Consider the following 13,309-nt stretch of genomic DNA (forward strand, 5'->3'; position numbering starts at 1 on the left):
ATGGCGCGTCTGGTGCGGGCCAACCAGGGCGCTGCAACCTTCGTAACGTATGCAACTCATTTCTTTGCGCCTGATGTAGCGGCATGACCTCTTCGGAGAAACTCGATCGCCCGTTGCGAAACAAAAACGCCCAAACCGCCCCGCTTGGTCTTCCAAAGCCCTCCCCGAGCGGGCTTTTTTACACCCGCGCTCTCTGCGCTTTTTCAATTGCGTACCCATCGTCGGCGCCGCGGCGCAAAAATGGATCCGTCATCTCGAAATCGCTCGGCGTCGGTAGTCGGCCAACAAGAGGCGTTCGACGTCGACACCAAGATCGCGGATGATTTGTGCTTGGATGGCTCATTTCCATTGGTATGCTGCTGCTCGCACGAACTGCGCACGGGCCTCCTCTGGCATCCATGAAAACTCATGCTTAAGCCAGTTGTCACAAGTGTCGCAGCACTTCGAAATGTCTGTTTGCTGCCAGTTATCGGAGCGGCACGCCTCCATCCACAGCTGGCCGAATAGTGCCCGGCTCTCGGAATCATCTGCGAGTTGCTTTAGTACAGCAGAAGCGAATGTCCATGGCTTTTCCCAATCGCGAAACGCAATCGCAGCCTTAATGAGGTCCGATTTGGCCATACTGAAAAAAACGAACTATGGAACGCCGACAATACCACGACAGGTGTCTGCCCTCAGGGGATCTGAAAGGCCGCTTCGGGTCGAAAACGGCCCTTAATGAACCGTGGCTACCTGTCGGAATCGGCGGCCGGACAAGGTACGGTTCTCCCCATCAAACCTTCTGCGTCCGCGCGTCATGACCAAACTTCTCCCGATAGGCGGCCGGACTCGTATGGGCGATGCGGCGGAAGTGTCTGCGCATCGATTCTTCCGACCCGAAGCCTGCCAACTCGGCGATGCGTAGCATCGGCATGGACGGTTGCGCTTCGAGTAACTCTCGCGCCACCGCCACACGCTCGCGCGTCAGCCATTCGTAGGGCGCCATGCCGGTAGCGTCCTGAAAATGCCGCTGTAAGGTGCGTGGACTCATCGCCGCCCGTTCGGCAAGCGAGCGCAGGGTGTGCGGTAAGGCCGGGTGTTGGCGTGCCCAGTCGATCAACTTCGCCAGACGTCCGCTCTCGTCGCGCGGCATCGGTCGCGGCACAAACTGTGCCTGACCGCCCTCGCGGTGCGGGGGCACCACAAGCCGCTGGGCAACACGATTGGCCACTGCGCTTCCGTAATCCCGTCGTACTAGATGGAGGAGCATGTCGAGCCCCGCCGCCGATCCCGCCGACGTAATGATCTGACCTTCGTCGATATACAGCGCGTCTGACTGCACATGCACCTTCGGGTAGCGCTGCTGCAGTTTCTCGGCGTAGCGCCAATGGGTCGTCACTGTCTTGCCGTCGAGCACGCCAGCCGCCGCCAATACAAATACGCCCGAACAGATCGAGCAAAGACGTGCGCCGCGCCGATGGGCTGCGCGAATCTTCCTCAGCAGCGCCTCAGGCGGTACTTCGTCCGGGTCGCGCCAACCGGGCACCACGATCGTGTCAGCACTGTCGAGTCGCTTGAGCGCGTAAGGCGCGGCGACGGTGATGCCGCCGGCCGCACGCAGCGGTCCGGGCTCGATAGCGCAAACGCTGAAGCGGTACCAGTCGACGCCGAGTTCAGGGCGCTCAAGTGCAAACAATTCGGTGACGCAGCCAAATTCGAAAGTACAAAGCCGGTCATAAGCCAACGCAACGACAAGACGATTTTCCATGGCGTAATGTTACCGGATATTGTCATTTACGACACTTATCGGCTTGACGGTGCAACGGCAAAATGAGGGCTCCCGAATCGCACTACCCGGGCGCCACGCGTACCGCATTTTTCTTCGACTAAACCTATGTCCACCCTCAGCAAAAATAACGCCGTTACGGCCATCCCCGCCGCCGAGAGCACCGCGGCACTTGCCCACTTTCGCGCGTCGCTGCAATTTGAAACCGATTGCTCCGATGTTGCCAGTGCGCTGGCCAGCGGATCGCCCGGCTTCGTGTTGCTCGACGTTCGAAGTCCGGCGCTGTTTGCTAGCGGCCACATTCCTGGCGCCGTGAACTTAATGCATGGCAAGATCATCGCGTCGAAGCTCGCCGATTATTCGCACGACACGCTCTTCGTCACCTACTGCGCGGGACCGCACTGCAATGGCGCGACGCGAGGCGCCATTCGGCTGGCTCAGTTGGGACGGTCAGTGAAGGTGATGATTGGCGGTGTTACGGGATGGCTCGACGAAGGTTTCGACCTTGCAGTGAGCGATCCGAGTGTGCGTTGATGAGGGGCTTGCGATCAAAGATCGGCAAAGCGTTTGGCCATCCAACTTCCGCGTCAGGTCATCAATGTGGGCCGCAGCAGATGGCGGCAACCGGCCATGTGCGGCCGCTCGACGTCATGATTTAGAGCGTCGGCTCTTGGCGGGTGTTGATAGACTGCGATTGGTAGCCGTTCATGGAACGTAGCGTTGCTACTCGGCTCCGTGTCGAAGCGCTCAGAGCAGTGAAAGAAATGATATGCACAAGGCCCGCGATGGACGATAGGGGGTGTGCGTGGCCTTACGCGGTCACTACGGAGATCAAGTTTGGATTTCGTCGATAGTTCCACTTTGCTTTAGGTTTCCGGTCACCGGCGCTCCTCCCCCTGTTGGGGGCCGGAAATTGCCACTTGTGATCGGTACAAATTCGGGTGTAGGGTCACCGCGACCAGCAGCCGACGGTCACGACGTAATCGTCGTGACCGTCGGACAGCAGATTTTCGTTAGGCGCCGGATCGACCAATGCCCGTATCCCGATCGACCCATCCGTCTGAAGCTTCTTCACTTCAGCGGCGAATGTTCTCAAACGCTGGTCACTCGACCGAGCATTAAGCGCCGCATAGCGCTTCGGTTGCATGCGGAACGACAAGCTCTCCGGCAACCACCTCGCTTTCGGGGTGCTTGCGTGCGCCTTCGGCCCACTCGCAAGACTGTGAATAGCAACTATGCCTTTGTAGAGCGGGGTTGGCGAGTGTAGTAAATATCCCACTCCGATTCGTCCGTTTGCTCGAACCCGTGTCGTCGATAGAAGTCGTTCGATTGACTGCCGCGCAATGCGCCCAGGCGGATTGGCATGCCTTGTGAATCGGCATCTGCAATGATCTGTCGCAGCACTGCTGCTCCGATTCCACGTGCCTGATGTTCAGGCAGGATGTACAAGTGGTCCAGGTGCCAGTGGTCTGGTTGAGGGCGAACCAAGAAAAAGCCCACCCGAGCATCATCGGTGTCGATGAAGCGGCACAGCGCCGGCTCAAAAGACGCCAAGAAACGTTCCCGCGCACGCTGCGGGTTAAAGCGTCCGAGACGCTCCAGGCTCTCGCGCATCGCGGCGATGCGAATGCTCACCAGCAGATCAGCGTCAGATTGCGTAGTGGGTGAGAAAGTCAGGTTCATTCGAAGGCAGGTTATGTCGGGCCCGTAGAAGTTGTCCAGCATATCAGGCCTCCCGACCTCGGTCGATTCGCTGGCGAGGACTCGGGCGAGCCTTCTCGCCTAAATGAGTGTCCGGAGGGATTAGACCGCTACAAAGTATCTCCCAAGGGTCGAGGACGTCTGCGCAAGGCTGGCCGGCCAAGGCAAGATCGGCACCTTTTCAGCCGCCCTTCGGGACGGTAGCATCTGCTTTCCCGCAATCTCGCCGCCCCGCGCCTTCGCCTCCTATCGTCTCCTACCGTCTCCTATTCGCCTCCTATGCCAGATCCCCGTGCGGCCTCCGCCGTCTACAGAGACTCCGCCCCCATGCTACAAAGCAGCGGCGCGCATCTCGACGACCTACTGCTCTTCACCCACGTGGTCGATGCTGGCGGGTTCAGCGCCGCTGAGCGGCAGACAGGCATCGCCAAGTCGCGGCTGTCTCGCCGGGTGGCGACACTTGAGCGCGCGCTCGGCGTGCGACTGCTACACCGGTCGGGGCAAGTCTTCGGCCTCACGCCGGTGGGCGAGGCGGTGCTCGCGCACGCGCGGGAGGTGGCCGCGCACGTCGACAAGATCGGCGCCCTCACGCGCAGCGCTGTGGCAGAGCCATCGGGCGTGATCCACCTCCATACGTCCGTGCTGATCGCCGAGACCACGCTCCCCCCGATCCTGGCCGAGTTCGCGCGCGCGCACCCGGGCGTGCAGGTGCAGTTGACGCTCTCAAATCGCTTTGTCGACCTCGCCGAGGAGCGACTGGATCTGGTCATCCGCGCGGCCGTTGCGCCCCTCGCCTCGGAGGACGTGATCGCTTTGCCGATGGCCACGTCGGCGTCGATCGTCGTAGCCCATCCGTCGTTGCTGCAAGCCGACGGCCCGCCCGTACGCCTCGATGCGTTGTCTGGCTACCCCTGTCTCGCGCAGGGCACGCTGGCAAAACCGCGGCCATGGCAGTTCGTCGACGCAGACGGCAAGCCGATCGATATCGCTGTCACACCGGCCATTGCCGTGGATAACCTGCTGGTCATCCGCGAACTCGCGCTGCGCGGCGCCGGCGTGGCACAGTTGCCGGCCTATCTTTGCCAGGACGCCATCGATGACGGCTCGCTGGTGCCCGTGCTGCAAACCGTGCGCTCGCGCCCGGCCACGCTGTACGCCATGTACCCGAGCCGGCGCGGCATGACGTCTGCCGTGCGTGTGTTCCTCGATCTGGTGCGCGCAAGGTGGCAGGCCGATCCGGTCACGGCCTGATCCCAGGTGTCCCGCAGGACCGTTCCAGTTCCGCAACGCCGCGTTGCAAACCGCCGCCTTCCTCCCACCGGGATGAGCCGATAAGATTTTCCGCATCGACGAGACCCGTGCTGCGGCAATTTGCCATGGAAGTTCGGTAACATGATCCGGTTTCGGCGGAGGCCGGCAGAGGTCTCGTCGAACACCTTCTTTCATCGTGAGTCAGCAAGGTGACATGGCAATCTCTTCGTTGGCTCACCTCAACAACCCAAGTTCATATATCGCTCGAATACAGGAAGCCAGATCATGAACAAGCAGATATTCATCAACCTGCCCGTGACAGACCTGCCGCGATCCAAGACCTTTTACGAGGCTATTGGCGCAGTCAACAACCCCGCGTTCACTGATGAAACTGCGGCATGCATGGTGATCTCCGAGACGATCTACGCCATGCTGCTCACCCACGACAAATGGCGCCAGTTCACGGGGAAGCGAATCGTCAACGCGCACGCGGAGGCACAGGTCTTATTGTGTCTGTCAGCGGGCGGACGGGAAGAGGTGTCCGAATTCGTGCAGAAGGCGACCGACGCCGGCGGCAAAGCGGACCCCACGCCTGTCCAGGATTTTGGCTTCATGTACGGACGCAGCTTTGAGGATCCGGACGGCCATATCTGGGAGGTGATGTGGATGGACCCCGAAGCCGTTCCGCCTCAAGGTTAAAGCGCTGACGACTCGCCCGCCGAGCCCTCACGCGGGCGCATCTTCCAGCGTCGTCTGGTATTGCGCCAGACAAGCCATGCCATTCATCCGGCACCAGACATCAAAGCCAGACTCGGCAGGAATTCGGGTGGGCACGCTCGCCTGCGGTGCGAGGAAAGCTTGTCGGCAGGAAGCCGTCGTTCGAGAACAGCAGCGTAACCCACTTTTTTCTCTTCACTACGGCGATCGCTCGCCGGAGCGTACAGCGTCGCCGCGTGAACGATGAGACCACCGCACGGCGTGAGCTCCGTCAGCGGCACCGACGCGCTCGCAGAGCGGCGCGTCGACGGGCGGCGACTTCCATCTGCAACGTCGCTGCCCGATTTCGAGTCCGAGAGATTCGAGTGCGGCACAATCTTTGTTCCATCGCTTCCGGCGCCCATCGCACGTGACCGCCGGAGAATGGATTATTGTGTCGCCAACTGTAGTGCCAGTTCGCGATAAATGTCGCGCGCCCCGATGAGTTGATCCAAGGCGATCGATTCGTCGATGGTGTGCGCGTCCTCCTCATTGCCCGGCCCAAGTCCAATCGTCGGAATGCCGCGGCGTCCCGCAGATTCCGAGCCATTGGTGCAGAAGCGCCAGGTCCCCAGGCTGGCGACGCGTCCAGCCTCCCGGACCGCACGCGCCGCTGTCGACACCAGCGCGTGATCGTCGGCCATTTGCCACGCGGGCAGCCATCGGAACGGCCGCGCGCAGCAACCGGTAAATGTCCTCACCTTGTCGCCTGTCACCGCAAGCGAGAAGCGCGCCAACCCGGCATCGCGAAGTCTCGACTCGATGGCGGAGAGCACATCCTGTGACGTTTCGCCCGGCAACGTGCGCCGGTCAAAACGGATCGTCACCGCAGTCGGAATCATCGAGATCGACGGATACGGCGTCGACACAATGTCCGTCGGCACCAACAGTGCATCCCCCAACGACGAATGCGTCGGCAACGGCAGATCTTGTAACGCGATCAACGCCTGCGCAGCCGCGTGCAACGGGTTCACACCGCACTCGGGTGACGCGGCGTGCGCTGGCGTACCTTCGAACGTCAACAGAATCTCCATGCGCCCTTTCTGCCCCGACTTGATCTGGAGTTTCGACGGCTCACAGATGATGACTGCCGCAGGCGAACACCGGTCAAGGACCGGTGCCAGTGCGAAGCCTTCGATCACCTCTTCCATCACGCTCGCCGACACCGCCACGCGCCGCGTAAGCCGCCCCGTTGCAGCCGCCTGCGCGACCCCGCACATGGCCGCCGCGATACCGCCCTTCATGTCGGCGCTGCCGCGTCCATAGAGCCGGCCATCGCGAATTTCGCCCCCGAAGGGTTCCACGCTCCAAGTGCCGACCACGGGCACAACATCCATGTGTCCATCGAACAGCACGGCAACGTCGGTGCCTGCCGGACCAATAAGGCCCAGCACCGAACCGTTCTCGTCGCGATGGATCTCGTCAAACCCGAGCTCTCGCATACGTTGCTCGACTAGCGCCGCCATGCTTCCTTCGTCGCCGGAGAGGCTCGGCGTGCGCACCATGTCCTGCGTCAGTGCAATAACGTCGATCGTCATGTCGTCCAGGCTCCGTGCTTAGCGATTGACAAGCCGCGCCGGCACGCGCAGCACCAGAAAGGCACCGATGAACGCGAAGCTGGCGAGGAAATACATACCCCAGTCGGTCGACCCGGTCGTGTCCTTGATCCAGCCGATGGCGTAAGGGCTGACGAAGGCGGCCAGACCGGCAAAGGCGTTAATCCCTGCGATACCGGCAGCGGCGCTGCGCCCTTCCAGAAAGGCCGTCGGCAAACTCCAGAACAGCGGCGAGCAGACCATGCAGCCGGCGGCGGCCACCGAGAGCATTGCGACCGCGACCGGCGGATTATGACCGAACAACGTCGACAAGATGAGACCGACCCCACCAACGACGAACGGAATCACCATGTGCCAGCGGCGCTCGCGCGTCTTGTCGGAATGACGGCACACCAGCACCATCGAGACGACCGCACAGGCGTTAGGCACGGCAGTCAGCAAGCCAATCTCCAGCAACGACTTCACGCCGGTCGACTTGATCACCGAGGGAATCCAGAACGCAAGGCCCGAGAGGCTCGACACGGTGCAATAGCAGATCAGCGCCATGTGCAGCACGCGACGGTCCTGCAGCAGCTTCCACAGCGAAACATGCTCGACCTTCTCACGCGTTTCTGCGGCGACATTGTGAGCGAGTCGCGCCTTCTCGGCGTCGCTTAGCCAGCGGGCATCGGCAATGCGGTCATCAAGGTAGGCCAGCACAGCGACACCCAGCACCAGCGACGGCACGGCTTCGATGATGAACATCCACTGCCAGCCGGCCATGCCGTGCCCCATGTGGAACGTCTGCATGATCCAGCCGGAGAGCGGGCCGCCCAGAATGCCGGCAAACGGTACGGCCGTCATGAAGATCGCGATGATCTGGCCGCGACGTGCCGACGGAAACCAGTACGTCAGATACAGAATGATGCCCGGGTAGAACCCGGCTTCGGCCGCACCGAGCAAAAAGCGCAACACGTAAAACTGCGTTGGCGTTTGCGTGAAGGCCATGGCGGCCGAGATCATGCCCCACAGGACCATGATGCGCGCCAGTGTCTTCTTCGCCCCGATACGATGCATCAGCACGTTGCTGGGCACTTCGAACAGGAAGTATCCAATGAAGAAGATGCCTGCGCCGAGACCATACACGGTCTCGGAGAAGCCCAGGTCGTCGAGCATTTGCAGCTTTGCGAAACCGACGTTCACGCGATCGAGGAAGGCGGCCACGTAGCAGAGCATCAGGAACGGAACAAGCCGCCACGCCACGCGGCGATACAGCGCATTGTCGGCAGGGTCGCTCAGCACCGGAGAGTCGGCATGCATGGGTTGCCCGGGCGAGTTGCCCGAAAGGGATGCAGGGGGTAGTGCGTTTTTCATCATAGGCTCCAGCGCGAGAGATTTCGTGACGAACTGTTGGCCAGGCGTGATGCGCACGAAGACTTCGGCATAAGCTTCGGGCAACACGTTCCCCTGCGGGCCTCACGGCCTGCATGCCTGTTTCGGGATTGGGAAAAGCAGGAGGGAGCGCGTTGCCTGCCGCGCACCTCCGGTCAGACGTCTATGCGTCCAACGCCTTGCATGCCGGCGGCGTCAAGCCTCCGGCGCCACGGCACCGCGCCGCTCGACGATCATGCGATACGCCTCGGGACGTCGATGCTTCGCGAAATTGAAGGTGGTGCTCTTGTACGAGTTGCAAAGGTCGAGGTCGCAACGTGCGATGGCGAGTTCGTCCCCCTTGGTGGAACACGCGGCTACCACTTCCCCCGACGGGGCGATGATGCAGCTCCCGCCGATCATCTCGCAGCCCTCCTCCTTGCCCGCCTTCGCGACACCGACCACCCACGTACCGTTCTGGTACGCACCCGCCTGCATCACCAACTGGTTGTGGAACATCGACAGGTCGTCGTGCTCCGGCGCCGGCGGGTTGTGCACGGGCGTGTTGTAACCGAGCAGAATCATCTCGACCCCTTGCAGGCCCATCACGCGATAGGTCTCCGACCAGCGACGGTCGTTGCAAAGCGCCATGCCCATCACCCCGCCGAAACCACGCCAGACGTCGAATGAATCGCCCGGCTCGAAGTAGTACTTTTCGAGATGCTGAAAGGCGCGCCATGGCTCGTTCTCGGCATGGCCGGGCAGGTGCACCTTGCGATACTTGCCGATGATGTTGCCGTCGGCGCCCACCAGGATCGACGTGTTGAAGCGATGCGCGCGACCCGCGTCGTCGAGCGCAATCTCGGCATAGCCGAGGTAGAAGCCGATGCCCAGACGTTTTGCCGTGTCGAACAACACCTGAGTCTGCGGACCAGGCATCTCACGCTCGTAGAACGCGTCGATCTCGACCGGGTCTTCCATGTACCAGCGCGGGAAAAACGTCGTGAGCGCCAGTTCGGGAAAGACGACAAGCTGACAGCCCATCGCATGCGCGTTGTGCAGATGAGCGAGCAAACGCTCCATCACGTCGGCTCGTGAATCGGCGCGCTGGATCGGTCCGAGCTGCGCGGCGGCGACGTTGACGATACGGGACATTTCGTTATCTCCTTGATGAATCTCGATTCCCTGAGCGTCCGGTGATCCGGGCGCCTCCTTCAGGGGACTGCCAGATAATTGTGTGAACTACGCTGCCAGCTCGGTCATGAGCGCCAGCAGCAGATTGGCCCCCGCGCCAATATCGGCGTCATGGGTAAATTCGGCCACGTTATGCGAGAGGCCCTTGACGCTCGGCACGAAAATCATGCCGGCCGGGCAGACACGGGCCAGCATCTGCGCGTCGTGCCCCGCACCGCTCGGCATACGGCGCACCGAATGCCCCCGTTCCCGTGCCAGCGACTCGACGCGCGCGACAATGCGCTCGTCGAACTGCACCGGCGCAAAGTCCGCCAGCGAGCGGTGCGAGATGCGCACCCCCTCGGCCTCAGCCACCGCCTCGGCTTTCGCAAAGACGCGACGCACGGCCTCCGCGAGCACATCGGCGTCGGTGTTGCGCAGGTCGACGGTGAAAACCGCGCGGTTCGGAATCACGTTGATGAGATTCGGCGACACCGTGACATGGCCTACGGTCGCCAACTGCGCGCCGCCCAGCTCACGCGCGACATCGCGAGCGAAGGCGGCAATCGCATAGGCCGCGTACCCCGCGTCATGACGCATGCGCATCGGCGTGGTACCCGCGTGGTTCGACACGCCCTCGACCGTAAACTCGGTCCAGTGAATGCCTTGCACGCCCGTTACGGCACCGATCGCGATGCCCTCATGTTCGAGAACCGGCCCCTGCTCTACGTGCAACTCGACGAACGCGTGCACATCGGGTTTGCCGACCGGGCGCTCGCCTGCGTAGCCGATACGGGAAAGGTTCTCCCTCACGGTGGTCCCGTCGATCCCGACGGTATCGAGCGCGTCGTCAAGCGGCATGCCCCCGACGTAGACCAGACTGCCCATCATGTCGGGCGAGAAGCGCGCGCCTTCCTCGTTCGTAAAGAAGCCCACCGCGAGCGGACGGCGCGTGACAATCCCCGCATCGTTGAGCGCCGCCACAACCTCAAGGCCGGCAAGCACGCCGAGGTTGCCGTCGTAACGACCGCCGGTGCGCACGGTATCGATGTGAGACCCGGTCATGACCGGCGGGCCGTCTTCGCGACCGGCCCGTATCCCCACTACGTTACCGATGGCGTCCACACTCACCGCCAGCCCAAGCTCGCGCATCCAGCCCGCGACGAGCGTGCGGCCCTCACCGTCCTCATCGGTGAGCGCCAGACGGCAGCACCCGCCGCCCTCGATCGCACCGACTTTCGCCAGTGCGGCGATGCGGGCCAGCAGGCGCGGCAAATTGATGCGCAAATCCGACATCTCGCCGTGTGGCGAGGCGGCATTCGACGCAGGGAAAAGCATGCTCATGATGCGCTCCGGCTCCGGTATTCAGGCGGCTTGTTTGACGGCGGCCTCTGCCACGGCTTCGGCGGGCTTGCCGACAATCTTCTCGAACAGCGCCGGGTCGGTCGCACCTTCGCTGCCGAAGACCAGCACACGGCTCGAAGCGTCGAGGCCGAGTTCGGCGCGCGACGCTCCGTCGGCGGCGGCACCAAGGCACCCCGCAAGACCCGCCACGGCAGACTCGCCCGCGACCATCGGGGCGTCGCCGAAGCGGCCCTGCGCGAGGATTCGCATCGTCTCCAATGCCGATTCGTCGTCGATGGTCAGGAACGCTTGTGCGCCCGGGCGCAGAATTTCCCAGGCAAGCAACGACACCTCGCCACACGCCAGCCCGGCCATCACCGTGTCGAGGTCGCCGTGAACGGCCACGGGCTTGCCGGCGCGCGCGCTCTCAAAAAGGCAAGCCGCCTTGTCCGGCTCGACCACGATGAAGCGCGGACGCGATTCGCCGCGGGTTTCGAGTGTTTCCCAGAAATGGGCCAGCACAGCGGCGGCCAGACCGCCCACGCCCCCCTGCAAAAAAACGTGCGTCGGCAGTTGTCCTGCCTCGTCGCGGAACTGACGCAACGCTTCGTCGGCCATCACCGCGTAGCCTTGCATCACGTCCTTGGGCACGTCCATGTAGCCCGGATACGACGTATCGGACACCACGAAGCGCCCCAGACGAGCGGCATCCTCCGCCGCCTGACGCACGGCATCGTCATAGTTGCCGGCGGTGCGCACGACCTCTGCGCCATAGTGCGAAATGGCGTCAACGCGCCCTTGACTGACCGTGGCATGAACATAGATCACACACTGGCAACCGAAGCGTTGCGCGCCCCACGCCACCGAACGGCCGTGGTTTCCATCGGTTGCGCATGTCACGCACAGCGTGCGGGTCAGGTCAGCGAAGCGCCCCGATAGCAGGTCAGCCACGGTAACGCCCGTCTCCCCCATACGCGCCTCGATCTCGCGAATCAGCAGGCGGCTCACGGCGTACGCGCCCCCCAGCGCCTTGAAGCTTCCCAGACCGAACCGGCCGGCCTCGTCCTTGTAACGGATCTGCGCTACGCGGGCGGCACGCGCCAATCCGTCGAGCGCCACGAGCGGCGTTTCGGCGTAACCCGGCCAGCGCGTGATTTCGCGCGCTGCCGTGGCAAAAGCGTCGCCGCCCAGAATCGCGCGACGCGCTTCGCCGTAAGGTGCACCGGGCTCGACGGCCGGGTTCACGAAGCGTTGCAGACGCAGATTGGGAAGGGGGTGGGTCATACGAACTCCTCGGTTCTCTGGATAGATCTGTCGGTGAAAGACCGGCTACCGGCGCAAATCGCCGTAGTCGTCGTGCAAGCGTTCGATGTGGGCGAGGCGCTCTCGCGCCGCCTCTCCCAGGGCGATGCCCAGACGCGTGCATAGGTGGTTGATCAGGCTCATGGCGGCCACATACGAATCGAACATGCCGGCCGTGCGATTCACGCAGCGCAGCACGATGTCGCTACGCGCCGGCAGTTCTGTCGCAGTCGGGTCGGTCAGAATCACGACGCGAGCCCCCACGCGGTTGGCATGCTCGACCATTGGGCGCAGCAGCGTCACGCGGCGGCGAAAGTCCATCACGACGAGCATGTCGTCGGCGGTCATGTCAGCCAGATCTTCCGCCAGATTCAGGCCTGCGCCCGGCACGAGCAGCACGCCGTCTCGCACCTGAGTGAGCAACGCCCACATGTATTGCGCGAGCACCCGGCCGTTGCGAAACCCCGCGATGAAGACACGCCGGGCGCGCGTACCGATTTCCACGGCCCGCTCAACGTCTGCCGCGTCGATACGCTCAAAGGTGTGCGCCAGATTCTGCAGATCCGTCGCCAGATGCGCACCCAGCGCGCCTTCCGGGGCGTCACTGGCAGTCTCGGGCGTGGTAATGCCCGCCAGAGCGAAGAGCGGCGAGCCGTGATCCGCGTCGTCGCGCATGCGTGTGCGCAGATCGTTGAACGTCTCATAGCCCAGGCGCTTGAAGAAGCGCGCCGCCGATGCCTTCGATACCTCGGCCATCTCGGCCAACTCGGTGGCGGAATACGAGGCCAACTGCGGCAAATGGGCCAGCGTCACGTCCGCCAGACGCTTCTCGCTGGGCGTGAAATCGTCTTGTAGTTGCAGAATCCGGTCTTGAAGGGTGCCGTTCATGGTCCTTTCCAATCGCCCGTCCGTTGCCGGGTGGGCGCAAAGTTGCAGGTTCCAGCATGCTGCCACCGACTGCGCCATTTGCATCGCGCGTTTCAGTGGCTGTTGTTTTTTGGAACTTATGTTTCAGTAAACTATGTAAACGAAAATAAAGTGTCAAAGAAAAAATAATCTTTTTATGGTCGGCGGCCCCGCATCGCCCGGCGCCCAATGGCTTGCCCTCCCA

Annotated in this window: 12 protein-coding genes; 3 read left to right on the forward strand and 9 right to left on the reverse strand. The window is 62.6% G+C overall.

Going from position 1 to position 13,309, the window contains the following annotated elements:
* Positions 1-772: 772 nt before the first annotated feature.
* A complete protein-coding gene (ftrA, locus tag AT395_RS21220) occupies positions 773-1,747 on the reverse strand; it encodes a transcriptional regulator FtrA (protein ID WP_048628695.1) in 975 nt (324 codons plus the stop codon).
* A 126-nt stretch (positions 1,748-1,873) separates the two neighbouring features.
* Here ftrA and AT395_RS21225 point away from each other — a divergent pair, with 126 nt between their 5' ends.
* Positions 1,874-2,299 (forward strand): rhodanese-like domain-containing protein, encoded by a 426-nt coding sequence (locus AT395_RS21225; protein WP_048628694.1) that lies wholly within the window; start codon positions 1,874-1,876, stop codon positions 2,297-2,299.
* Between the two features lie 415 nt (positions 2,300-2,714).
* On the opposite strand, the gene AT395_RS21230 is transcribed toward AT395_RS21225, so the two are convergent.
* Positions 2,715-2,912 carry a hypothetical protein gene (locus AT395_RS21230; RefSeq protein WP_048628693.1) on the reverse strand — a complete coding sequence of 66 codons (198 nt, stop codon included), beginning with the start codon at positions 2,910-2,912 and terminating at the stop codon, positions 2,715-2,717.
* A gap of 86 nt (positions 2,913-2,998) precedes the next feature.
* Positions 2,999-3,448, reverse strand: a complete 450-nt coding sequence (locus AT395_RS21235) for a GNAT family N-acetyltransferase (protein ID WP_042117922.1) — start codon at positions 3,446-3,448, stop codon at positions 2,999-3,001.
* 345 nt (positions 3,449-3,793) lie between these two features.
* Here AT395_RS21235 and AT395_RS21240 point away from each other — a divergent pair, with 345 nt between their 5' ends.
* Together AT395_RS21240 and AT395_RS21245 are read left to right on the forward strand one after the other, a co-directional pair.
* Positions 3,794-4,717, forward strand: coding sequence for a LysR family transcriptional regulator (locus AT395_RS21240; RefSeq protein WP_072632894.1), 924 nt, complete (start codon positions 3,794-3,796; stop codon positions 4,715-4,717).
* 285 nt (positions 4,718-5,002) lie between these two features.
* Positions 5,003-5,416 carry a VOC family protein gene (locus AT395_RS21245; RefSeq protein WP_042114532.1) on the forward strand — a complete coding sequence of 138 codons (414 nt, stop codon included), beginning with the start codon at positions 5,003-5,005 and terminating at the stop codon, positions 5,414-5,416.
* A gap of 446 nt (positions 5,417-5,862) precedes the next feature.
* Here the strand turns inward: AT395_RS21245 and AT395_RS21255 are convergent, their stop codons facing one another.
* From AT395_RS21255 to AT395_RS21280, 6 genes are all read right to left on the reverse strand, one after another.
* Positions 5,863-7,011, reverse strand: coding sequence for a YgeY family selenium metabolism-linked hydrolase (locus AT395_RS21255; protein WP_048628690.1), 1,149 nt, complete (start codon positions 7,009-7,011; stop codon positions 5,863-5,865).
* A gap of 18 nt (positions 7,012-7,029) precedes the next feature.
* Entirely contained in the window at positions 7,030-8,328 is a 1,299-nt protein-coding gene (locus tag AT395_RS21260; RefSeq protein WP_048628791.1) for an MFS transporter, read from the reverse strand.
* 267 nt (positions 8,329-8,595) lie between these two features.
* The gene (locus AT395_RS21265; protein WP_042114528.1) at positions 8,596-9,534 is read right to left on the reverse strand and encodes an N-carbamoyl-D-amino-acid hydrolase; all 939 of its coding nucleotides are present in this window, start codon (positions 9,532-9,534) and stop codon (positions 8,596-8,598) included.
* Between the two features lie 87 nt (positions 9,535-9,621).
* Positions 9,622-10,890: a Zn-dependent hydrolase gene (locus AT395_RS21270; protein ID WP_224787371.1), complete on the reverse strand. Its 1,269-nt coding sequence runs from the start codon at positions 10,888-10,890 to the stop codon at positions 9,622-9,624.
* A gap of 27 nt (positions 10,891-10,917) precedes the next feature.
* A complete protein-coding gene (locus tag AT395_RS21275; RefSeq protein WP_048628689.1) occupies positions 10,918-12,180 on the reverse strand; it encodes a diaminopropionate ammonia-lyase in 1,263 nt (420 codons plus the stop codon).
* Between the two features lie 45 nt (positions 12,181-12,225).
* Positions 12,226-13,086, reverse strand: a complete 861-nt coding sequence (locus AT395_RS21280) for a MurR/RpiR family transcriptional regulator (protein ID WP_042114525.1) — start codon at positions 13,084-13,086, stop codon at positions 12,226-12,228.
* Positions 13,087-13,309 lie beyond the last annotated feature (223 nt).

Origin of the sequence: Pandoraea apista (genome assembly GCF_001465595.2) — a bacterium.
GTDB classification, from domain to species: domain Bacteria; phylum Pseudomonadota; class Gammaproteobacteria; order Burkholderiales; family Burkholderiaceae; genus Pandoraea; species Pandoraea apista.

Excerpts from the sequence above, each read along its gene's own strand:
- AT395_RS21235 (WP_042117922.1), bottom strand. The coding sequence starts at position 3,448 with ATGAACCTGACTTTCTCACCCACTACGCAATCTGACGCTGATCTGCTG.
- AT395_RS21240 (WP_072632894.1), top strand. The coding sequence starts at position 3,794 with ATGCTACAAAGCAGCGGCGCGCATCTCGACGACCTACTGCTCTTCACC.
- AT395_RS21280 (WP_042114525.1), bottom strand. The coding sequence starts at position 13,086 with ATGAACGGCACCCTTCAAGACCGGATTCTGCAACTACAAGACGATTTC.
- AT395_RS21230 (WP_048628693.1), bottom strand. The coding sequence starts at position 2,912 with ATGCAACCGAAGCGCTATGCGGCGCTTAATGCTCGGTCGAGTGACCAG.
- ftrA (WP_048628695.1), bottom strand. The coding sequence starts at position 1,747 with ATGGAAAATCGTCTTGTCGTTGCGTTGGCTTATGACCGGCTTTGTACT.
- AT395_RS21255 (WP_048628690.1), bottom strand. The coding sequence starts at position 7,011 with ATGACGATCGACGTTATTGCACTGACGCAGGACATGGTGCGCACGCCG.
- AT395_RS21225 (WP_048628694.1), top strand. The coding sequence starts at position 1,874 with ATGTCCACCCTCAGCAAAAATAACGCCGTTACGGCCATCCCCGCCGCC.
- AT395_RS21265 (WP_042114528.1), bottom strand. The coding sequence starts at position 9,534 with ATGTCCCGTATCGTCAACGTCGCCGCCGCGCAGCTCGGACCGATCCAG.
- AT395_RS21270 (WP_224787371.1), bottom strand. The coding sequence starts at position 10,890 with ATGCTTTTCCCTGCGTCGAATGCCGCCTCGCCACACGGCGAGATGTCG.
- AT395_RS21260 (WP_048628791.1), bottom strand. The coding sequence starts at position 8,328 with ATGCATGCCGACTCTCCGGTGCTGAGCGACCCTGCCGACAATGCGCTG.
- AT395_RS21245 (WP_042114532.1), top strand. The coding sequence starts at position 5,003 with ATGAACAAGCAGATATTCATCAACCTGCCCGTGACAGACCTGCCGCGA.
- AT395_RS21275 (WP_048628689.1), bottom strand. The coding sequence starts at position 12,180 with ATGACCCACCCCCTTCCCAATCTGCGTCTGCAACGCTTCGTGAACCCG.